Here is a 21,962-nt window from a genome sequence, read left to right on the forward strand (position 1 = left end):
AAGTGGGGAACTATCGCCCTCAGAATCGGGCCAGTCAAGGATAAGATGGAATCCTTGCAGGGCAATCATTGTTTCTCCTCAAAATCCAAATCGCGATCGAAATCGAAATCGAAATTGAAAAATACTGTTCATCTTCCCCCGTGATGACGCCATCTTCTTGGATATGACGCTCGATTTCGATCACGATTTCGATTTCGATTTCGATTCAGATAGCGGAATGGTAAAGGAAAACGTGCTGCCCTGGCCGGGAATGCTTTCCACCCGGATTTGCCCGCCGAGTTTCTCCACGAATTCCTTACACAGGACCAGTCCCAGGCCGGACCCTTTTTCTCCGCGAGTGCCGGGATGCGACGTCTTGTGGTCAACGGCGAAAATAGTGTCCATAAATTCCTGATTCATGCCGATACCGTTGTCCTGCACGGAAATCGTGACCATTCCGTCGTCTTGGGTCGCCGCGACGGCCACGTGGCCCCCGGGGCCGCTGAATTTGACGGCGTTGGAGATGAGGTTGCGCAAGACGGCGTTCAGCATATGCCGGTCGGCGAAGACCTTCAAACCTCGAGGAACGATGCGTTGCAAGGCTACGGCTTTCTGATCGGCTCTGGTTTTGGCCAGTACGAGGTTGTCTTTGACCAGATCGTCCACATCCAGCTCCACTGGTTCATATTTAAATTCCCCACGTTGCAAGGAGGACCATTCCAGCAGATTGTCCAGCAGGCGAAACAGTGTTTCCGCGGATTCCTTCAGATTTAAGAAAACATTTTTCAGCTTGTTCGGCGACCAGTCAACGACACCGTTTGCCAGGAGTCTGGCAATCCCGACAAAGCCGACCAGGGGAGAACGCAGATCATGGGCAATGATGGCAAATAATTTGTTCTTTTCGGCCAACGCCCGCTGAAGCTGCTCCTCGGCCTCCTTGCGCTTGGAAATATCGCTGATCACCATGCGGCAGACCGGCTTGCCGTTGTCGTCACGGGTACTGGAGGATGCCAGGTGCGCCCATGAATATCCTCCATCCGCCCGGACAAGCCGCAGCTCTCGCTCCAGGGGCTTGCCGGTCTTGAAAACCTGCCTGTGGTACAAGTGGTAGGCGTCCAGGTCCGCCTTGTGAATAAATCGGACCAACGGCTGGGTGACCAGGGCGTCTTGATCCGTGCCCAGCAGGGCGGCCGCGGCAAGGTTGGCCTGCTGGATCAGTCCCGGCTTGGAGATGGTGACATAGCCTACGGGGGCCAGATTGTAGAGGTCGTAGTAGCGGGCCTTGACGGCCTCGAGTTCATCATGGGCCGTGCGCAGCTCCTCGTTCTGCAGCTCCAGTTCGATCTGGTGCATCCGCAGTTCGTGGAGGGTCCGGCGCACGTCGTCGGTGGACAACGCGGCGGCCAGCTCCATGTTTTCCATCTCCAGCTTGATCCGCTGCACATGCTGTTCGCGAAGATATTCTTCAACCGACAAGGCAACCTGGTTGTCGGGTGGCGACTGCGAGTCCTGCTTGCGCACAATCGCTTCGGCCTTTTGGCGCAGTTTCTCGGCGTACCCGGGGTCAGATCTTTTTTTCATTGGTCCCACCAACCGATAAAAGCCAAATCTTCCCACCGCGTTCGTTTCAGCCTGATCACCCGCATGGTTCCTCTTTTTTCATGTTGGAGTGATCGAAAACATCAGCAACACGCTCGCCGAACTCCACCAGTTCGGCGTCCAGGACCAACAGTGATTCTCTGATGGTGTTCACGATGCTTTCGGCATATTCAGCGGCATGGCCGGTCGTGAACACGCCCACTCTCTTCAGTTCTTGTGCGGGCCGCTTTTCTGCCGTGTCGTCTTTCACCATAACCCCGCCGATTTGTCGTCCTGCCTCTTTTCCAGCAATCCGTCGCTTCTTCCACTCTGCTTTCAAATCTGTAGGGGCGGACCTATGTGTCTGCCCCCGCGGATGGTCGATCCTGCTGTTTATGATGCCGTTTGCAGCGTTTAGCCATTCAACCGTGGGCATTTTCCGCCCATGCGACGTGTCGCCTCAGCCCGCAAGGGGCGCACACACAGGTGCGCCCCTACGGCACGGTTGCTATTCCGATTTCGATTTCGATTCCGATTTCGATTTTGATCCAGTGCCGGCCTTGGCGATGCATCTTAAATTGAACGCAAACTACAATTACAACACCCGCAATTCGCAGACCCGCCGAAAATGGTAACCGTAGATGGCCAGGGTCACGGCCAGGGGCAGGGATCGTGGCCGCCGGAGCAGGGTCCAGAAGAACAGCTTCCAGTAGTGGAACCGTTCCTGACCCAGGATGCCAAGACGGATGATGGATCGGGACAAGGCCAGCAGACTTTCGGAGAGGCCCCGGATTTGCCATGGTTTCTTGGTGCTCGGCAGGTTGTACTCCCGCAAAAAGGTGATCACCCGCTGATAGTACGCCTCGGGCGAGTAGATGTTTTTCAGGATGTCCTTGTACCCGTCGCGCAGCGACTCCAGGGTCATGGCCGGCAGGATGTTCGTCGTTCCGTCCACGTTGTCGCCGGAAATGCCTTCCCGCAGCCGCCCGGCCTGCTTAAGCCTCTTGTAAAGCCTGGTGCCGGGAGGAGCCTGGAGCAGGCCGACCATGGCGGTTGTGATGCCGCTTTGCTGGATGAACTCCACGAGGCGGGTGAAAACGGCCGGTTCGTCGTTGTCAAAGCCGACGATGAACCCTCCCTGGACCTGGATCCCGAACCGCTGGATCCGCTTCACGTCCCGGATCAGGTCGCGACGGATGTTCTGCCCTTTGCCGCATTCGGCCAGACTGGCTTCGTTGGGCGTTTCAATGCCGATGAACACGGTATCGAACCCCGCCTCGACCATCATGGCCATCAGCTCTTCGTCGTCAGCCAGGTTAATGGACGCCTCGGTGCCGAAGGGCATACCCTTCTTGTCTTTTCGCCAGTTGACCAGGGCGGGCAGCAGCTCGGTTTTCAGCCGCCGCTTGTTCCCGATCAGGTTGTCGTCCACGAAAAAGATCCCGCCCCGCCAGCCGTTGGCATACAGACCGTCCAGCTCGGCGATCATCTGGGGGGCGCTCTTGTTGCGCGGCGTTCGGCCCAGCAGGGCCGTGATGTTGCAGAAGTCGCAACTGAAGGGACACCCTCGGGAGTACTGGACGCTCATGCTCGCGTACTGTTTCAACTCCAGAAGGTCCCACCGCGGAATGGGCGTTTGTTCGATATCCGCGTACGCATCCGAGGAGTAGACCCGTCTGGCTCGTCCCTGGGCCAGGTCACGCAGAAATTCGGGCAGGGTCAGCTCGGCCTCGTTGAGCACGAAATGATCCACCTCGGGAAACTGTTCATGCTCCACCGTGAACAGCGGCCCGCCGGCGACGACCAGCAGGTCGGCGTCCTTGCACAATTTGATCGCCCTGCGCGATGATTCCCGTTGCACGGTCATGGCGCTGATCAAGGCGTAGTCAGCCCAGATCAGATCATCCAGGGACAATTCCCGGATATTCAAATCCACCAGGCGCAGGTCCCAGTTTTCCGGTAGCATGGCCGCGATGGTCACAAGTCCTAATGGCGGCGAAGAAACTTTCTTGTCTATGAACTTCAAAGCGTGCTTGAAGCTCCAGAACGTATCCGGGATCTCGGGATAGACCAGCAGGACGTTCACGGTGCGCGGTGATGATGCAGGAGTCATGTGCTCTCCCTGTGATAGAGGCTGACAAGAAGTCCGAACAGGCTATTCTTGTGTATGGCAGCCTTTGCAGTCGACGGGTCCGCCGGGCTGTTCCCGTTTCTTAAAGTCCGCATGACAGCCGATACACAGATCATGATACGCCTTTTGAAAATACCTGACGTCCCTTCTCTGCTCGGGAGTCTCCACAACGAACATGTCGTGACAGCCGGTATCCTTGCACCCCTGATCGACCTCGGTGCCTCCGGAGGTGTGGTGGCATGCGATACATTCCATGGTTTCGTGCTTGCCGTGGGAGAAAACTACGGACTTCTGCCTGGTCTCGATTCCTTCCGGTTTGGCGATCAATTCGGTCCGGGCCGCCGAAGTGGACGACCACATAAAGAGCAGTGCAAAGGCTACCGAAGCCAGAATCGCGGACGATGATTTTTTCATGGGGGTGACTCCGTCGATAAAAACGCGGGAACAAATCGTGATTCGTTCCCGCGTGGCGTACCGCTCTACTTTCCCGCGGCCCTTTTCACATCGCCGACTTTTTCCTGCACGACTCCGCCGAGTTTTTCGATTTTGCCTTCGGCTTCCATTTCGGGATTGTTGACGGCCCTCCCGAGGACCTCTTTGATCTTTCCTTTTCCCTGATGCAACTTGCCTTCAGCCTCATCCATCGTGCTGGATTTCATGATGGTTTCTCCGTTATTGTCAGTGATTATCAAAAACTCGGAATGCTCCCAACGATTCCGGTCATCCAATCAACCCGAGAATACCGAATATGATCAGATAGACGGCGACGATGTAATTCAACAGTCTCGGAAACATCAGAATCAGGATCCCCGCAATGAGCGCAACCACCGGCTCAGGCGCGATGTTCAGTTGCATATTTTTCAACCTCCCATGAAAATAGCGGCGATTCATGGACCGCCTTGCCGTGATGCCGTGCATCATGACCATCTCAAATACGCCCCATGAGCAGGAGAATGACCAGGATCAGCAGGATCAATCCGATTCCGCCACTGGGGTAAGGTCCCCAGGATCTGCTGTGGTTCCAGGTGGGCAGAGCGCCGATGAGCAAAAGGACAAGGACGACGACCAGAATGGTTCCCATGACATGCATCTCCTGTTTTCAATGCTTTTTTAGCTAATAGATGATCGAACCCCGCTGAATCTGCTCTTTCCTGATGTTGTATTCCTGTTCGTTGATTCTTCCTTCACTGTAATCCAGCTCGAGCTGATCCATCTGCCGCTTATTTTGATATTCGTATGCCGCTCCCGCGCCAAGCACGCCTACGGCTGCTCCCGTGGCCGCGCCGCCTGTAAACCGATCACAACCGAAAAAGGCGAACGATACGGCGATCAACAAAGATCCGATAAGAATTCTTGATTTCATACAGCCTCCCGCACGAATAAATCTTCTGGCTATGTTTATCCATGTGGCTCACACCCCATGGTGACGTCCAGAACCGTGCGCTTCTTCGTGCCCGGTCCTGAAGGCCCCATGATCCACTATTTCAGGACCAGATCGTTCTTGATGGCGTCGACATTACGTAACTCTTCTTCCCTGAAGTACCTGAATCACGACGACAATGAGGGCGATGACCAGCAAAACATGCACAACGCCGCCCATAGTGTACCCTGTCATCAGACCAGCCAGCCATAAGACCAATAGAATGACGAAAATTGTCCACAACATATTGACCTCCTAAAATGCTGAATTCATCTATAATACTGAATCACAGCTACTGTTTCTCCATGGGCTGATCACAGCATACCAGTTCGCCTTCACCTGCTTCTTTCACTTCCACGACATTGCCGCATAATTCACACTTGTAAATCTCATTTACCTTGGTCATGATCTGTCCTCCATTTTTTATTTCCCGTTGCGAAATTGCATGCCTGGAGATCCTCTTTTTCATTTTCCGAACCACCAGCCGCCCTTGTTGAAAAGGATCCGCGAAGATATATTTCCCTTTCCAACACAATAGCATTTTGCTTGGCCGTGTCTGTAGGGGGATCACTTGTTTTCGCCCAGGAAAAATCCCGGAGAACGGGAATAATTCCCGAGTGGATTGCGAATTGGGAGATTGCATGCCGGTATCCGATCGGATACACTCGACTGCATGAATAGCTTTTACCGCTCCGACGAATTCGATTCCTGGCTCGCGGCATTGAAAGACAAGGTGGGTCGTGCCCGCATAGCCCATCGCATCCGGTCTGCCGAGCACGGAAATTTCGGTGACTGTGAGCCTGTGGGCGAAGGGGTCTCTGAAATGCGTATTCATTTCGGCCCCGGCTACCGAGTCTACTTCACCCGTCGCGGCGGGTTGCTCTATCTGCTTCTGTTGGGCGGCGACAAGTCCTCGCAGAAGCGCGACATCAAACGCGCCATTGAGATGGCGCGGACTTTGGACAAGGAGTGAACCATGACCAAATTTGCCCCCTTCGACGCTGCCGACTACCTGGACAATGAAGACACCATCGCGGAATATATAGCTGCCGCACTGGAAGATCCGAATCCCGACGTATTTCTCTCCGCGGTGCGTGATGTGGCTCGCGCCCGGGGCATGGCCCAACTCGCGAAAGACGCCGGCCTTGGCCGCGAGAGCCTTTACAAGGCGCTGACGCCCGGCGCCAAGCCACGCTACGACACGATGCTCAAGCTGTTACATGCTCTCGGCGTAAAGCTCTCAGCTTCCCCGATCCATTCGTGAGCAATTTACTGTTTCCCACCGTGAGGCCCGCGCCTGTGAAAAGAGGCAAGGCCTTTTATTGCTCCTTGCCATCAGTTTTTTGACCAACCCGCGCGGAATCTGGCTTCTTTCAACCGTTACCGCGCGCTCTTCATGTCCGGCCTGAACATCTGATAGTTGTTGCGCCCGTTTTTCTTGGCATAATACATCGCGGCGTCGGCATTGCAGAGCACCGTGTCCATGTCCTTGGCGTCATCCGGATAGATGCTGATGCCGATGCTCAGGGTCACCTGGTGGAAACTCTGGTCGCCGACAAGATGCGGCTCAGCCACGGCCTCGATCAATTTTTGCGCGGTGAGGGTAACGCCGCCGACATCCTCGACATCGGTCAACAGCACCACGAATTCGTCGCCTCCCTGGCGGCTGACGGTATCCGAGAAGCGGACGCACGTTTGCAAACGCTTTGCAACGGACTGCAACAACTGGTCGCCGATGGAATGTCCGAACGTATCATTGATTTGCTTGAAGTTGTCGACGTCCAGATACATCAGGGCGACCTTCGTGCCGTGACGCTCGGCGAGCGCTATCGACCGTTCCAATCGGTCGGCCAGCAGGGCCCGGTTCGGCAAGCCCGTGAGAAAGTCGTGCTCGGCCTTATGGGTCATTTGTCGGACGGTCTGCTCAGCGGCTTCAGCCGCGGTTTGGGCGCGGACCGTCGCGACGACGAGTTTTTCATTGACTTCGCGGAGCAATGCCTCGGGTTGCCCACCCTCCGCGAACGATGTTTTCTCATACAACCTCCCGGCACGCGAATCATTCCTGCGCGGTCCGAAAGTTTTCCTGCGCCGCTCCGCGAAACCTTGGCGCCTGTCAGTGTCCCTCCTGCGCCTGTCAGTGTCCCCTTTGCGCCTGTCTTCGACATGTTTGCCGACAAGGGCCGTTTGTCTGGCGGCAGCAGGTAAAGCCATACGTCGTGCAAGGTCGTTCATGATCGCCAAAGCAGGATATCCGGGGCTTACGCGCGTCGTTTGCCGCTCACCGGGAGCGGTATTGTGCCGGGAACGTCCATTCATGCGCATTGCTGTTTGCCTCCCTTGATCGTGTCTTCCGTCCTGATAAGCGACGGCTGACCACCAAGAATGCCTTCGTAGTCGAGCACCGGGTCGCCGATGACGATGCCCTCATCGGTTATCTCATACCGCCTGATCTCTTTGTTGTGAGCGCTGGCACGCACCTTGACCACCGCCATGACCCGCTGCAGACGGCTTCCCACCTCAATGTAGCGCTGCACGATGATCGCATCGGTGAGAAAGGCCGCCCCATAGGGGCTGAACCGCAAATCATTGTAGCGATCTTCGAGTTCCGACGTCATCAGCACCGTGACCCCGAGTTTGGACAGCACGGTGAACATCCGAAAAAGAGACTCTCGAAAGTCCTCGCGAAAGGTCGGCGCCACGGCCAACTCGAACCCGGACAATGAATCGATCACCACACGGGCGGCGTTCATGCGCTGAATGAGTTCGGTCAGACGATAAACAATCTCGTCGATGGACAGATCCAGGGAACGGGTATTGATCAGGCCAACTTGTCCGTTACAAATCATATCGTAAAGCGTGCGCATACAGGATTGATTCGGCGTTTGTTCAAAAGCAACGATCACGCCCGGCTCGCCCCGGCGGACGCCTTCGGCAAGAAAGGCCGTGGCCAGAACGGTCTTTCCCGATCCGGACGGCCCCGCCACCAACAGGGAATACCCCGACGGCAACCCACCGCCCAGCATTTCGTCGAGGCGCGCCACGCCGGTGGCCAGCCTCACCCTTCTGCACGGCTTCCCGGCCACCGACGAGGCGCCCCCGATGGTGTCCAGAACCAGCGCGGTCGGGTAGACGGCGATCCCCGCGCTGGTGATACTCAAGGTATGCATCCCCGGGCTCGTCGCCTGGCCGCGCATTTTCAGAACCTGAATTTTGCGGACCATGGAATTGCGATAGACGCTTTGATGCAGCGAGAGCAGGCCGTCGGCCACGGTGAAGACCGGATGGTATTCGCTTTCCGACGAGTATTCACCAATCAGAAAAGAGGTGGCCTGCCAGCAGCTCAGTTGGATTCCGAGCTGCTGGATGAACTGTTGCAGGTTGATGGTGTCCCTGGGAAGTTGCCGCGCCTCATACATCACCGAGCGGAAGGAATCGACGAAAACCAGACCCGGTGGTGAAACCTGGACTTCCTGGGCGATGCGCGCCAGCACCCGATCATAATCGCCGGATGCGATGTCCTCGCTCAGGCTGACGAAACGAATCGTGTCATTGACTTTGTCTGGGTTGAAGAACGAAAACTGCTGTTGATAACGCAGCATCTTCAGCGGCGGTTCGCCGAGCACGGTGAAAAACAATGCGGGTTTCTCCCGGGTTGCCAGGGAGAACATGATTTGGTTCACCAGCGTCGTTTTGCCGGAACCCGGGGGCCCAATAATGATGTTGAAGGAATATTCCGGCAAACCGCCGCCCAGGATCGCGTCAAGGCCCGCTACGCCCGTGGGCAGACGACGGATGACTGTTTTCTCGTTCACGATAATCTCTCCTGTTCAGACTGAGGAGATGCCCAAACCGGGCCCAACAAGCGCTCGACCAATGGCTCTCCAATCATGTCCACCAACAGTTTGATGAAGGTCGCAAGCAGAGCATGGCATGCCTCCGCCGCGGCATCCGGCTCACTGTTCGCCAAGCGCGTCTTGATCTCCGCGAGTACCGCGGAATTGTTGTCTGTATCCTCGGGAACCGCCAGCCACGGGTATGCCTTGCTCGTCATGTGCAGCGTGCAGGCAAAGAGAATGTTGAAGCCCCGCACGCCGATCACCGGCGAAAGCTGGGCACTCATCTGGAGCCAGATATCGAATACAGCGTCAGCGACGGCCGCGGCGTCCGGGGAGTCTCCGACGCGATCCGCCAGGGTTCGCCGAATCGCTTCTCGATCCAAGCCACTGTCTTTTTTCGGCATTGAAGCATCTCCCGTGACGCGGCGTTGACTTTGGAATCAGTAAAAAAATCAGTGCAATAATCCAATAAGATTCGTAACTACTCAGTACATTTTGTGTCCGATCTTGCTCCGGCAATCGGTGTCGGGGTCGGCGCTTCGCTATCGGAGTCGGAATCGAAACAGAAATTTAGAACGCATCCCAGCGTTTTCGATCCCGATCCCGATTCCGATTCCGACCCCGGTAACAGAATTACTCTGTGCTGAGTAGTTACTTAAAATTCTTGCCCCACCTGTCGTTGGGCTTGGGATGATTTTACGGCTGCGCGGATCCCAACAGAAAACGGATTTCATTGTCCGTCATGACATGACCGGCCTGTCCACGGGCCTGGTAGGTTCCTCTTCGGTCATTGCCGACCCGACGCTCCTCCGCGGCATCATGCTTGAATCCTTTCTTTTGTGAGGATTTTCCATCATTCATGTGCAGCGTCCCATGAACCCCACGCGCACGTCTTTCATCTTCCAACCGTCTGTCCAGGCCGCTTCTGCGGTCGGTCTGCTTCCTGCGATCCGTGTCCGGTTTTCGTCGCCCTGCGCCGGTACGCCCGTCCTGTTGTGTCTGCATACTCCCTGCGCCCTCCTTTGATTTCGACCTTCATCAGGAAAAACCCTGTTCCCGGTGTTTTTCGGCAATTGTGTCCGCCATGACATCAATGGCCGCAAACACCTCTTTCGTCGGCAGTCCCTTGCAAAGAACCGGATCGATGACCTCCACCTTGAGGTTGGGGATCATGGCGGAGAGTGTCTCCACCGTTTTGCCGCCCCACCCGTAGGACCCGATGATGGAAAGGTACTTGGCGCGGGGACGCAGGGCGTTGGCCAGAAACGCGGCATACGCGGCCAGGGGGTGAGGACCCGCAAGAACAGTGGGCGTTCCCACGACAATGGTTGCACCGTCCACCAGGGACATGGCCAGCTTGCCGATGTCGGTGACCGTGAGATCATACAGCTCGACCCGCACCCCGTTGTCGACAAGCTTGGTCGTCAGGTGATCGACCATGCGGGCCGTACTTTCATGCATCGACACGTAGGGCAAAACCACAAGATTTTTGGGCGGGGCGAACACCCAGTCCCGCCAGGCGTCCATGATCCATGCCGGGTCGTCATAGATCTGGCCGTGGGAGGGCGCGATCATGTCGATGTCGTACTTTTTCAGCTTTTCCAGATTCTTTCCGATCACGTCGCGAAACGGCATCATGATTTCGGCAAAGTACCGTTTGCCTGCCTCGTGTACACGGCCCTTATCCACCACGAACATGTCGGAGGTGGCGATGTGAGAGCCGAAAAAGTCGCAGGAGAAAAGGATCCGGTCTTCCCGCAGGTAGGTCACCATGGTTTCGGGCCAGTGCACCCAGGGCGTGTAGATAAATTCCAGGGTTTTGGCGCCGAGAGACAGCGTTGCCCCGTCTTCGACCGTGTGAAACGATTCCTCCGGAATATGCAGCAGATCCATGAGCATGCCCCGGGCTTTTGTGGTGCAGACCACCTTGGCATCCGGGTATTTCTCCAGAAGCATCGGAATGGACCCGGAATGATCCTGTTCGGCATGGTGGGACACGATGTAGTCGATTTTGGCTACGTCCGTTATCTGTGAAAGCAGGACATCCGCCATGCAGGGATCCACGCTGTCCAGCAAAGCCGTCTTTTCACTTCCGCAAACCATGTAGGAATTGTACGACGTCCCATCCGGAAGAGGGATCAGGGAATCAAACAGCCGCCGGTTCCAGTCCACCGCGCCGAGCAAAAACACATTGTCTTTCATTCTTCGCCTGTTCATTTTCCACCTGTTTTTTAACCGGTTATTGTCTGTTGCCATTATTTACGGACTGACGAATAAGGACTTCTTCAACACGCGATTTTGGAAATCCAGCAATCCAACGGAGTTTTCCGCAAAAAACAGATTCGTTCTTTTCAACGTCTTGTTCTTGCAAAAATCTAACCGGACAACACAGATATGATTTACTTTACACACTCCCTGTATTCAAAAACAGAAAATGCATCATCCAAATAGCTGCAAAAAGCCTGGAATAAAAATTTTCAAGTGTTGCCCGACTAGTATATTTAATCTTAACGCGGCGAAAGCTGGGCTGGAGAATATCGTTTTGGAAACCCCTCGTCTGTAGGAAAATCACATGGTTAGTGCGAGGAAAAATCACAGGCAACGGGAATAATTCCCGTGCGGAAGTGTTGAAATTAAATAAAAAAGGGGCCGAGGATGAACATCCTCGGCCCCTTTGATCATGAGCAGGCAAGTTCTTTGCCCCTCAATCCCCCTTCCGTCTCTTCCTGCGCTGCTCCACCTTTTCCATTTCCTCCTGGCGCAAGGCCCGCCGCAAAACCTTGCCCACCAAGGTCTTGGGCAATTCGGTCCGGAACTCCACCCGGCGGGGGACTTTGTACTTGGCCAGTTTCTGGGAGCAGAACTCGATGATTTCCGATTGTTCGATCACTTCGCCGTCCTTGGGCACGATGAAGGCCTTGACGATTTCCCCACGGGTGGGATGCGGGATGCCCACGGCCACGGCTTCCTTGACCTTGGGGTGCTCATAGAGCACCTCGTCCACATCCCGAGGATAGACGTTGTAGCCTCCGGTGATGATCAGGTCCTTCTTACGGTCCACGATGAAGCAGAAGCCGTCCTCGTCCATGTAGGCGATGTCCCCGGTGTACAGCCAGGTATTACGGATGGTGGAAGCGGTCTCGTCGGCCCGGTTCCAGTAGCCCTGCATGACCTGTGGCCCCCGGACCACCATCTCGCCCAGCTTGCCCACGGGTACGGGTACGGCCCCCCCTTCCATGTCCACGATGCCCGCTTCGGTACCGGGCAGGGGAATCCCGATGGAGCCGGGCTTGTGCTTGCCGTCCAGGGGGTTGAGGTGGGTCACCGGCGAGGCTTCGGTCAGGCCGTAGCCTTCGATGATCTCGGCTCCGGTCAATTTCTGGAATTTCTGCATGACTTCCACGGGCAGCGGCGCGGAGCCGGAAATACAGTAGTCGATGGAAGACAGCTTGAACCGGCCGAGATTCTTGTGCTGGACCATGGCCACGAAAATTGCCGGAACCGCCGGAAAAATCGTGGGTTTGTACTTCTGGATGGCCTTGAGCAGGTCCGGAACCACCAGCCTCGGAAAGGGGATAATGGTCGCGCCCAGTCCCACGGCGAAATTCATGCAGACCGTCAGGCCGAAAATATGAAAAAACGGCAACACGGCCAGCAGGGTGTGCCGGGACTTCGTGAGCCTGGGCAGCATGGCCAGACACTGCTGGACATTGGCGGTCAGGTTGGCATGGGACAGCATCACTCCCTTGGGCACGCCGGTGGTCCCGCCGGTGTACTGGAGCATGGCCAGATGGTTGCGCGGATCGTCGACGACCTGGCTATAGACCTCCCGACCTTTGACGATCTCTTTCCACGGAAGTATCGCCCCGTCATCGTAAGGCACGTCCTTGCCCATGCCCTGTTTCCAGGCCTTGAGCTTGTAGAGCTGGCGCAGGGGAAAGCCCAGGGCGTCGGCGATGCTGGCGACGATGATCTTTTTCAGGTGCACCCGCCGTCGCAACCCCGCGACCTTGGACCAGAGCAGATCCAGGGTGACCAGAAATTCCGCCGAGCTGTCCGATATCTGGTCTTGCAGCTCGTTTTCCATGTACAGAGGATTCATCATCACCACCACGCCCCCGGCCTTGAGGATGGCGAAGTAGGTGATCAGGGTCTGGGGCAGGTTCGGAAGAAGCACAGCGATCCGTGTCCCGGAGGTCAGGCCCAGCCGTCGCAGATTCGCGGCCATGACCCCGGTCAAACGATCGAACTCGGCGTAGGTTATGGACCAATTCTGAAAAACAATGGCCTTGCGCTGGGGATTCTTCCGGGCCGACCGGGCCAGCAGGTCATGGATGGCCATGGCTTCCGGCTCAAACGGGGAAGGAACTTCGGGGTCATAGAATTTTCGCCAGGGGCTTGGAACGTCGATCATGGTCACCTCGAGGCAATGGGGGTTGGTTAGCTGTTGGCGAGCTGCACGGGCAGCATCATGATGAAGGCACTGCCGCCGTCGGGTACGGATTCGGCCCTGATCAGGCCATGGTAGTGCTCAATGATGCTTCTACAAAGGGCAAGACCCAGACCGGTTTCCCGGGGAATCGTCATCCAGGATGCATCCCGGCTTTCCGCCGAGGGCTGGTGAAAGGGTTGGAACACTGCCTCCAGGTTCTCCGCGGCGATCCCGACACCCGTATCCTGAACCTGAATCCGGATAGTCTCGTCCACGAAATCGGAGGCAAGGGTCACGCAACCGGACGGCGTGAAGCGAACGCCGTTGGAAAGCAGATTGACCAGGACCTGGATCAGTCTGTCCCGGTCCATCCGGAGAATCGGCAAGGCGTCCGGCACGTTCACCTCCAGGCGCACCTCCGGCTTGGCGTCGTAGAGAGGCTGAACCTGTCGGACCGCTTCGGAGACGGCGTCCGACACGGCCACGTCCTGGTCGTGCCACTCCATGCGTCCGCTTTGAATCCGATGCAGATCCTGGACGTCCCCGACCAGCCGGGAAAGCCGCCAGCCGGCCTGCTCGATCATGGACAGATTTCTGAGAATTTTCCGACCGCGTTCACGGATTTTCTCGTCCTCCGCCAAAGGCAAAAAATGGCGCTCAAACCCTTTTTTGCCCAAGGCGGAAAAGCCCAGCAGCGAGGTCAACGGGGTGCGCAATTCATGGCAGACCGCGGCCCAGAAGGCCTCTGAAGCCTCGGGATCACCAGAATGTCCGCTGGAGACGTCGTCCCGGACAAGGTTTTGAGAACCGGGCGAATCGGCTGAGCAGGAACAGGGCTTCATCCCGTTCATTCTCCCCTTTGCCCGTGCCCGCCGACCGAGGAACCAAGGGCGTCCGCCTCCTGTTCTTCGGGCAGGATCATGATCAGCACGTCGTTGATTCTGGAGATGGCCCCAATCACTTCGGGGGGCTGGGCCCCTCGTCCGGGCAGGTATACCGTGCCCGCGAACTTGTCCGAAAAACGATCGGCCAACTCCTCGGGCCGGACATAGCGCAACTTTCCGGCGGCAATCATCAGCATGTTGCCTTCCGGTTTGGCATTGGGAACCAAAATGCACTTGCGCCCCTTGATCCGCCCGCCGCGGATCAGTCCCCGGACGGTTTGCACCAGCATGCTCTCGTCCACGGGCTTGGCCAAGGCCGCGTCCTCCCCACTGGAGCGTCGATGCGGATAGGCGGAAAGGATAACCACCGGAATGTCCTTGGTGACCGGGTTCTCCCGCAGTCGCCGGATGACCTCGCCGCCATCCATTCCGGGCATCATCAGGTCCATGATTATGCACTGGGGCAGGACTTCCTCGGCCACCCGCAAGGCCGTCACCCCGTCGGGCACGGTGACCACCCGGAAGCCCTCGTCCACGAAGAGCTGATCCAGATACTCCCGGATGGCCGGGCTGTCGTCCACGGCCATTACCAACGGAGCCTCTTGGGCCGTGGTTACTGGAGACGCCTGAACGATCGGCTCGGGGAACCGCTCGCGGGATTTCGGGCCGGCCGCCGGAAGGCGAAATTTAAAGCAACTGCCCCGGCCCACCTCGGACTCCACCCAGATCCGTCCTCGGTAGTGTTCCACGATTTCCTTACAAATGGCCAACCCCAGACCGGTCCCCTTGACCTCCTGCCCCTGGCCGCGCTGCTCCATTTGGTGGAACTTGTCAAAGACCTTGCTCAGCTCGGACTCGGGGATGCCCATCCCGGTATCGGCCACTCGAATTTCCACGAACTGGTTGTCCACGTTCAGGGCTTCCACGGTCACCCTGCCCCGGTCCGTAAACTTGGCCGCGTTGCTCAGCAGATTGATCATCACCTGGAGCATCCTGTCCACGTCCACAAAGACCATGGGCAGATCGTCCTCCACCAGAATGCGCAGTTCCAGGTTCTCCTTGGCCTCGAACTGGCCCTGCAGGGAATGGCCGGCATGGAACACGAAATCGGCGACATGGACCAGCTTGTCCTGCCAGTCCACCCGACCGGCCTCGATCTTGGTCAGATCCAGAAAATCGTTGATCAACCGAGCCATCCGTTCGCCCTCGTGGACGAGGATGTCGAGATTGCCGAGAATCTTGGCGGCCTGGGCGCGCAGTTTGTCGTCTTCCTGAACCAGTGGTCCGAAATGGCGGGAAAACGTCTTGCCCGTGATCTTCGCGAACCCCAGCAGGGAGGTCAGAGGAGTACGCAACTCGTGGGACACCGAGGATAAAAACGCGGACTTGATCTCATCCAGGTGCCGCAACTGTTGATTGGAAAACTCCAGTTCCTCGCTTTTTCTGGTCAACTGCCGGGTCCGTTTGCGGACCATGAATTCCAGGTTGGCGTGACGCTTGATCAGCGTGGCCACCATGTCGCTTTGCGTGATCAGACCGATCAGGAGACCGTCGGCGTCGTTGACCACAAGGTGACGCACCCCGAAATCGTTCATCGCCGCCACGGCCTCAAAAGCGTACATTTCCCCGGACACGGCATGCACCGGCTTGCTCATCACATCGCTCACCGGACTCAGAAGGGCGGACGCGTCCGACGTGGTCAACCGGCTCAAGTCCCGTTCCGTAAGAATGCCCACGGCGCGTCCGTGCTCCACCACCGGAACGCAGCTGATGCCGTGCTCCAGCATCAGATTCAGCACCGAGCGCACGGTGTCCTCTCGTGACGCGGTGACGGCATCCCTGGTCATCACGTCGCCCACGGTCTTGATTTCCGCCAGGTACTCTCGACCCAGACCGGACATCAGGTCCGTGAAGGTCTTGACTCCCGCCACGGCTTCCCGATCATCGGTGAGCACCAGGTGCCGGATGCGGTTGCCGCACATTCGAGAATAGATTTCGTAGAGATCGTCATGCTCCGAGGCGACGACCACCCTGGAACTCATCACGTCCCGGACCAGATAGCCTTCAAGGTCCAGCCCGGTATTCAGGACGATCCGCACCAGATCCCGTTCGGTGAGGATGCCCACGGCCACGCCGCCGCGCAGCACCGGCAAACAGGAAATGTTTTTCTCCCGCATCAGGGTCACGGCGGCCCGCAACGGTTGATCCGATTCAATGGAATAGACATGGGTCGGCATGATTCTCTCCGGTGGGTGCTCGGGCATGGCTACTCCAAAGCCAGCAATTGCCTGGCCAGTTCCAGTATATCGTCAGGGTCAAAGGGTTTGGTCATGTACCGGCACGCTCCCAGCTCCAGTCCCCGACGACGATCCAGATCCTGGCCCCTGGCCGTGAGCAGGACGATAGGCAGGTCGCGTAAATGCTCGTCCCGGGCCACCTGTTCGCAGACCTCGTGCCCATTCATATGGGGCATCATCACGTCCAGGAAAACCAGGTCCGGACGGTGCTCGCGAATCATCTCCACCGCCTCGCGACCATCCGAGGCGGTCAACAATTCAACGCCGTTTTCCTCGACCAGATCTTCCAGGGTCTGTTCCAGCAGCATTCGAAGGTGCGCCTCGTCGTCCACGATCAGAATTTTTTGGGGCATCGCTGTATCAAAGGTTATGGTGGCGTAACTATTCAGCACAGAGTAATGCCGTTGTCAGGGTCGGAGTCGGGATCGGTATCGGGATCGAAAACGCTGGGAAGCGTTCAAAATTTTTCCTGTTTCGATTCCGATTCCGATAGCGACCCCGACTCCGATTGCCGGAGCAAGGGCGGATACAAAATGTGCTGAGCAGATACATGGTGGCAAACATAGTAACGATCCAGCACATCCAGGGTAACGCCTCAGTCCGATGCTGGATTCATTCGATCTCGACGACTGGAAGAAGCGGGTCGCCTCCGAGCAGCCTGATTCGAGAAGCGCGTCGGCGTCCGGAAATCGAAATTGCTTTGCATAACAAAGAACGTTTGATTTCGAAAGGCCCGAAATGGCCCTCGCCGCTCCAGGACGAGCCGACGGGGCGCCCAAGCTTGATCCGAGTGTAGAAAAAATCCTTATCCGGCGGGAGAAAAAAAACGGCTCATTGAGGGGCGAGCGGCCAGGGAAGAACTAGCAAATATTTCTCGGCATGGCGGCGCCGATGGCCGCGGCCACGATGCGCAGCACGCTTTCCTCGGCCGCCGACCATATCCTGGGCGTGCGCACGGAGTCGAACCCGAGAAAGCCCCAGAAGCGATCCTCCACCTGAATCGGAACCACCAACAGGCTTTGAATCTCCTGGGCCTCCAGAATGAGCTTTTCCTGTTCCGAAAAATCCTGCACGAATCCCATGATGGAGTTCCCCGCATTCATTTCCCGCACCCAGCGCGGGGTCAGATCGCAAAGCGGAACATTTTGCAGCATCGGATTGTCGATCTGCGGGGTCACGCCGGATCTGGACCATTCCAGAATCTGGCTGGACAACAGCTTTCCGGTGGGTTCGTCCTGGTGATTTTTGAAGATGTAGACGCGGTCCGTGTTCGTGCGCAGACCCAACTGAGCCAAAATGTCCGGAAGCTTCCGTTCCGGACTCGACGAGCGCAGCAGCTTCAGCGCGGTCGTCGCCGCCAGTTCCAGAAGCAGATCCCGTTGCTGCAACGCGTCCTCGTCCTGCTTGCGGACGGTGACGTCCCTGCCCACGGCGTAGACGAGATCACCCATAACCTGGAGATTCCATTCAATGGTTCGGTAGCCGCCGTCCCTGGCGCAATATCTGTTGATGAAGGACCGCACGTATTTGGCGGTGGCCAGCTTTTCGAAGGTGGCGACGCTGTCCGTCTGGTCCGCCGGGTGAATGAACCGGAGGTACTTGTAGCCTTCCAGTTCGCTCCGAGGGTAGCCGAGGAGATGCTCCCAGGCCGGGCTGAGCCGCAGAATGGAACCGTTTTTATGTTTGATCGCCAACAAGTCCTGGGAAATCGAGAAAAAACAGTCCAGTTCCTGAATCTTGGCCCGCAGGGCCGCCTCGGTATGGCGCAGTTGTTCCTGGATCGTCATGACGTCCGTGACGTCGTGAATCGTGACGACTACGCCCACGATATCCCTGTCGCGTCGGCACGGCACGTAAGTCCGCTTCACGAACCGCGGCCCGCGACCATAATCCACCCATCCTTCGCGTTGGGCCTTGGCGCCTCGCAGCAAGGCCCGATCAAGGTGGAGGCGGATTTCCTTCTCAAAAAACTCATCTCCCCAGAATTGACGGAGAAAGTCGGCGTAGCAGGTACCGTGAAGTTCGTCCGCGGACACGCCGACAAGCTGTTCATACGCCTCATTGACCACGACGATGGTCCCGGAATGGTCGACAAAAGCCTGGGCGTCCTGGGAGTTGCGCACCATCAGCCCCCAGATGCGTTGATGATACTCGGCCTTCGCCTTTTCCTCGGTCTCCCGCTTGTAATTATCCAGGGCCAGAGCCAGGTCCTTGTTTCGCACCCGGACATGCTCTTCCAGTTCCTGCTGGTTCTGCATCAACGTTCCAGCCATGGCCGTCACGTCCGTGACGTCCTGAAGAATCAACAGCATCTCTCGACCCGTCTCCGACCGCATTGCATTCTTTTCTTCAAGACCTTTCTCCACACGGCCTTTGTCCACATGAATGGAAACGGTCCGCGGCCCCAGGGATTTGGTGTCCACTTGGACCAGTATATGGCGGCCACGCCCTTGCCCGGCCTCCTCAAAAAAAATCCGTGCTTCGTCGCACTGATCCGGGCGAACATGCTTCAGAAAGCGTTTCAACGTCGGTTTGACGGAAAAGGGCGGATACCCCAGAAGTTCAAAAACCGACGCGGACCAGCGCGTCTTTCCCGAACCGACCTCCAGGCTCCATACGCCGATCCTCGCGGGCGTACGGATATCCATGACCCAGGGACGATCCTCCTCCATGAAAGGGATTTTTTGCGAGGCCGGGGAACGACCAGGAGAGTCCTGATCGGGAAACAGAAACAGACTGACCATGCTGACGTCCAGCACCTGGCCGAATTTTTCCAACACCGCGAAGGACGGTGAGGACGATCCCTGTTCGATGCGGCTGATCTGACGCAGACTCAATCCGACCTTGTCGGCCAATTCCGCTTGCGTCATGTTCCGCAAGGTTCGCAAATAGCGCAGACGAGCGCCGAATCGGCGCGCCGTGAGAGAAGGTTCGGGCATGTCGTTGGTTTTTGGAGTTCAAAAAAGATTCATCCGACTGGAACGTCGCCGATCGGGCGATACCTTCCAGCCGGATGAATCTCAAGTATGACGGCGTCGCGAACCGTTCCTTCGCGGTCGCCTTTTGACGACCGCGAAGAAACAGTCCCTGCGCATCAAGCTTCTTTCAGCTGCCGGACCAGCTCCCGCAGCTCGTTTCCTTGCCTGGCCAGTTCGGACACGGCTTCGGCGGACTGGTTCATGACCTCGCTGGTTTGCGAGGCGATGCGGTTGATGTCCTCCACGCCGCGATTGATCTCCTCACTGGTGGCGGACTGCTGTTCCGCGGCCGTGGCGATGGACCGGACCTGGTCAGCGGCCTGTTCGGCCAGGGCCAGGATTTCCTTCAGGGCTTCGCCCGACTTGTTGGCCAGTTGCGTGGCTTCCTCAATGGCGGCCACGGACTGATCCATGCCCTGGATGTTGTTCCTGGTGCCCTGCTGGATGGCGGAAATGGCGTCGCCCACTTCCTTGGTGGCGTTCATGGTCTTTTCCGCCAGCTTGCGGACCTCGTCGGCCACCACGGCGAAGCCGCGTCCAGCGTCCCCGGCCCGGGCCGCCTCGATGGCCGCGTTCAGGGCCAGGAGGTTGGTCTGATCCGCGATATCCTCGATCACGTTCATGATCCGTCCGATCTGTTCGGCCTGCTGTCCCAGTTGACTGAGATTGTTTTTCATTTCTCCGGCCTGCCGCTGAACCTTGTTGATGGCGGCGACCGAGGCGCTGACCACGTCCGCGCCGTTCACGGCCTTGGTCCGGGCCATATCCGAGGCCTCGGCGGCCTGGGAGGCGTTCTTGGCAACCTCCAGAACCGTGGCGTTCATCTCTTCCATGGCCGTGGCCGTTTCGCCGGTGCGGGAGCGCTGCTCTTCCGCGCCCCGGCTGGCCTGCTCCACCTGAGCCGCCAACTGTTCGGAGGCCGATCCGACCTGTTCCACCACGCCTTCAATGCGTCCGGCGGCCTGGAGCATCCCGTCGCGTTGGGCTTGTTCGGCTTGGCGTTTGGCTTCCTCGGCCTCCTGAGTGGCCAGGTTGCATTCCTCGGCCTTCTGCTCCGCCTCCTTGGCCTTGACGTCGGCCTCTTCCATTTTTTCGATCAAGGTGCCGACCATGGATTGAATGCTCCGGTTCAGCTTCCCGACCTCGTCCTGTTGATCAATGTTGGACTGGGCGTGCAGGTCTCCACCGGCCACGGCTTCGGCGTACTTCATCAAACGATTGATGGGTCCGGTAATCCGGGAGGCCAGCAGCAGCCATAAGGCCACCACGGCGATCAGGGTCGCCGCGAGAACGCTCCAAATGACCATCCGGCCCTGGCTGTTCGTGGTCCTGATCAATTCCACATCCTGAAAAATTTCCTCGTCGAAAGTTCCCGCGCCGATAATCCAGTCCCAAGGCGCAAAGTAAGCGATGCTGACGGTCTTCATCCGGGCTTCGGCTTCCCCCGGATTTTTCCAGGGATAGCGGTCTTCGGCGAATTCCCCGGTTCTCAAGGCCTTGGCTCTGGCGATCATTTCTTGAACAAACAACCTGCCGCCGGCGTCCCGGGCCTCCCAGATGTTCTCGCCGTCCTGTGCGCCATGGTGGGAAATGATATATTGGCCTTTGGAGTCGACCACGAACACATAGCCGGTCTCGCCCACCGTGATCTCCATGATCTGTCGACGCAGACTCTCGGCGCTTTCTTCCGGCACTCCGACATACAACACGCCCACGACCCTGCCGCCATCGTCCATAATCGGCTCATAGGCCGTGACATACCAGGCGTTGACCACAAAGGCCCGACCGATAAAACGCTGTCCGGACAGCACGCGCTCCAAGACCCGGTTGGGGGTCCCGTCCGGGTTGCGCGCCGGAATGTAGGTGCCGATGGCCCTGTTTCCGTCCAGGGTCTGGACGTTGGTGCTCACCCGGAGCATGTCTCCGGCCTCGTTCATGCGTTGAAAAATGGTGGCGGTGCCGCCCACCAGTTCCCGGGTGTCGTCGACAATCGGCGAATAGCGGTCCACGTTGGCGTTCTGGCCCAGCCAGGTGTCGCCGACCATCATCCTCGGCAGGCGGATATTTGTCTCTTCACGGGAAAATTGATTGATCGCCCGCCATTGCACGGTGGCCTCCGCGAAATGCACCCGGCCGGTCCGGCGCAAAATGTCCCGGGCCACGTTCAGGTCGCTGATGGTCTTTTGCTCCAGCACTTCCTGCATGCTGGTGACCATGGCCACGACCCCGGACACGACGCCCTCGTTCTGATTCCTTGCGAGCTGCTCCACCGCGTGCGCCGCGATCTCCTCGGCCTGCTCGGCCTTCCACATGGCTATCCCCGCGATAAGCACCAGGGGAATGATGGTCGCCACCACCCCCGCGATGATCAGCTTCATTCGAATGGTCATGTTCTTCATTGCCTCGGTCTCCTTCTGTTTCGTTACG

At 57.6% G+C, this 21,962-nt stretch carries 23 protein-coding genes; 2 read left to right on the plus strand and 21 right to left on the minus strand.

The genetic code is table 11. The annotated features are described in order from the left end of the window. Positions 1–180: 180 nt before the first annotated feature. From DESLA_RS21590 to DESLA_RS23430, 10 genes are all read right to left on the minus strand, one after another. On the minus strand, positions 181–1,560 hold the full coding sequence (locus tag DESLA_RS21590; RefSeq protein ID WP_051434455.1) for a PAS domain-containing sensor histidine kinase: 1,380 nt from the start codon (positions 1,558–1,560) through the stop codon (positions 181–183). 55 nt (positions 1,561–1,615) lie between these two features. After that, entirely contained in the window at positions 1,616–1,993 is a 378-nt protein-coding gene (locus DESLA_RS22830; protein ID WP_156932892.1) for a hypothetical protein, read from the minus strand. Between the two features lie 159 nt (positions 1,994–2,152). Beyond that, the gene (locus DESLA_RS0106490; RefSeq protein ID WP_245590016.1) at positions 2,153–3,670 is read right to left on the minus strand and encodes a B12-binding domain-containing radical SAM protein; all 1,518 of its coding nucleotides are present in this window, start codon (positions 3,668–3,670) and stop codon (positions 2,153–2,155) included. Between the two features lie 42 nt (positions 3,671–3,712). Next, entirely contained in the window at positions 3,713–4,102 is a 390-nt protein-coding gene (locus DESLA_RS0106495; RefSeq protein WP_028571821.1) for a cytochrome c3 family protein, read from the minus strand. Positions 4,103–4,167: 65 nt separating this feature from the next. Further along, a complete protein-coding gene (locus tag DESLA_RS0106500; protein WP_245590017.1) occupies positions 4,168–4,380 on the minus strand; it encodes a CsbD family protein in 213 nt (70 codons plus the stop codon). A gap of 28 nt (positions 4,381–4,408) precedes the next feature. Then, positions 4,409–4,609, minus strand: coding sequence for a DUF3096 domain-containing protein (locus DESLA_RS19170; RefSeq protein WP_281172400.1), 201 nt, complete (start codon positions 4,607–4,609; stop codon positions 4,409–4,411). A 7-nt stretch (positions 4,610–4,616) separates the two neighbouring features. Further along, entirely contained in the window at positions 4,617–4,769 is a 153-nt protein-coding gene (locus DESLA_RS22325; protein WP_084031940.1) for a DUF3309 family protein, read from the minus strand. 33 nt (positions 4,770–4,802) lie between these two features. Continuing rightward, the gene (locus DESLA_RS0106515; protein WP_028571823.1) at positions 4,803–5,051 is read right to left on the minus strand and encodes a hypothetical protein; all 249 of its coding nucleotides are present in this window, start codon (positions 5,049–5,051) and stop codon (positions 4,803–4,805) included. A gap of 153 nt (positions 5,052–5,204) precedes the next feature. After that, positions 5,205–5,354 carry a lmo0937 family membrane protein gene (locus DESLA_RS22835; RefSeq protein ID WP_156932893.1) on the minus strand — a complete coding sequence of 50 codons (150 nt, stop codon included), beginning with the start codon at positions 5,352–5,354 and terminating at the stop codon, positions 5,205–5,207. Positions 5,355–5,400: 46 nt separating this feature from the next. Next, positions 5,401–5,943 carry a desulfoferrodoxin FeS4 iron-binding domain-containing protein gene (locus DESLA_RS23430; protein WP_245590018.1) on the minus strand — a complete coding sequence of 181 codons (543 nt, stop codon included), beginning with the start codon at positions 5,941–5,943 and terminating at the stop codon, positions 5,401–5,403. Here DESLA_RS23430 and DESLA_RS0106530 point away from each other — a divergent pair. Both DESLA_RS0106530 and DESLA_RS0106535 read left to right on the plus strand, forming a co-directional pair. Then, the gene (locus DESLA_RS0106530) at positions 5,842–6,081 is read left to right on the plus strand and encodes a type II toxin-antitoxin system RelE/ParE family toxin (protein WP_245590019.1); all 240 of its coding nucleotides are present in this window, start codon (positions 5,842–5,844) and stop codon (positions 6,079–6,081) included. The genes DESLA_RS23430 and DESLA_RS0106530 overlap by 102 nt on opposite strands. 3 nt (positions 6,082–6,084) lie before the next feature. Beyond that, on the plus strand, positions 6,085–6,372 hold the full coding sequence (locus DESLA_RS0106535; protein WP_028571826.1) for an addiction module antidote protein: 288 nt from the start codon (positions 6,085–6,087) through the stop codon (positions 6,370–6,372). 116 nt (positions 6,373–6,488) lie between these two features. Here the strand turns inward: DESLA_RS0106535 and DESLA_RS0106540 are convergent, their stop codons facing one another. From DESLA_RS0106540 to DESLA_RS23435, 11 genes are all read right to left on the minus strand, one after another. Then, the gene (locus DESLA_RS0106540; RefSeq protein ID WP_245590020.1) at positions 6,489–7,430 is read right to left on the minus strand and encodes a GGDEF domain-containing protein; all 942 of its coding nucleotides are present in this window, start codon (positions 7,428–7,430) and stop codon (positions 6,489–6,491) included. Continuing rightward, positions 7,421–8,920, minus strand: a complete 1,500-nt coding sequence (locus DESLA_RS0106545; protein WP_028571828.1) for an ATPase domain-containing protein — start codon at positions 8,918–8,920, stop codon at positions 7,421–7,423. Before DESLA_RS0106545 ends, DESLA_RS0106540 begins: the two co-directional genes overlap by 10 nt. Continuing rightward, on the minus strand, positions 8,917–9,348 hold the full coding sequence (locus tag DESLA_RS0106550; RefSeq protein ID WP_028571829.1) for a hypothetical protein: 432 nt from the start codon (positions 9,346–9,348) through the stop codon (positions 8,917–8,919). The genes DESLA_RS0106545 and DESLA_RS0106550 overlap by 4 nt, the downstream gene beginning before the upstream one ends. Before the next feature lie 292 nt (positions 9,349–9,640). After that, complete coding sequence (locus DESLA_RS0106555; RefSeq protein WP_028571830.1) at positions 9,641–9,949, minus strand: hypothetical protein; 309 nt, start codon at positions 9,947–9,949, stop codon at positions 9,641–9,643. 33 nt (positions 9,950–9,982) lie between these two features. Further along, positions 9,983–11,146, minus strand: coding sequence for an FprA family A-type flavoprotein (locus tag DESLA_RS0106560; protein WP_245590021.1), 1,164 nt, complete (start codon positions 11,144–11,146; stop codon positions 9,983–9,985). 502 nt (positions 11,147–11,648) lie between these two features. Continuing rightward, the gene (locus DESLA_RS0106565) at positions 11,649–13,358 is read right to left on the minus strand and encodes a long-chain-fatty-acid--CoA ligase (protein ID WP_028571832.1); all 1,710 of its coding nucleotides are present in this window, start codon (positions 13,356–13,358) and stop codon (positions 11,649–11,651) included. Positions 13,359–13,384: 26 nt separating this feature from the next. Further along, positions 13,385–14,218, minus strand: coding sequence for a sensor histidine kinase (locus DESLA_RS0106570; RefSeq protein ID WP_028571833.1), 834 nt, complete (start codon positions 14,216–14,218; stop codon positions 13,385–13,387). A gap of 5 nt (positions 14,219–14,223) precedes the next feature. Next, entirely contained in the window at positions 14,224–16,524 is a 2,301-nt protein-coding gene (locus DESLA_RS21595; protein WP_084031942.1) for a hybrid sensor histidine kinase/response regulator, read from the minus strand. Between the two features lie 2 nt (positions 16,525–16,526). Further along, positions 16,527–16,910, minus strand: a complete 384-nt coding sequence (locus DESLA_RS0106580) for a response regulator (protein WP_028571834.1) — start codon at positions 16,908–16,910, stop codon at positions 16,527–16,529. A gap of 507 nt (positions 16,911–17,417) precedes the next feature. Continuing rightward, entirely contained in the window at positions 17,418–19,496 is a 2,079-nt protein-coding gene (locus DESLA_RS0106585; protein WP_028571835.1) for a PAS domain S-box protein, read from the minus strand. Between the two features lie 155 nt (positions 19,497–19,651). Further along, positions 19,652–21,934 (minus strand): methyl-accepting chemotaxis protein, encoded by a 2,283-nt coding sequence (locus DESLA_RS23435; protein WP_051434457.1) that lies wholly within the window; start codon positions 21,932–21,934, stop codon positions 19,652–19,654. Between the last annotated feature and the right edge of the window lie 28 nt (positions 21,935–21,962).

The organism is Desulfonatronum lacustre DSM 10312, assembly GCF_000519265.1.
GTDB lineage: Bacteria > Desulfobacterota > Desulfovibrionia > Desulfovibrionales > Desulfonatronaceae > Desulfonatronum > Desulfonatronum lacustre.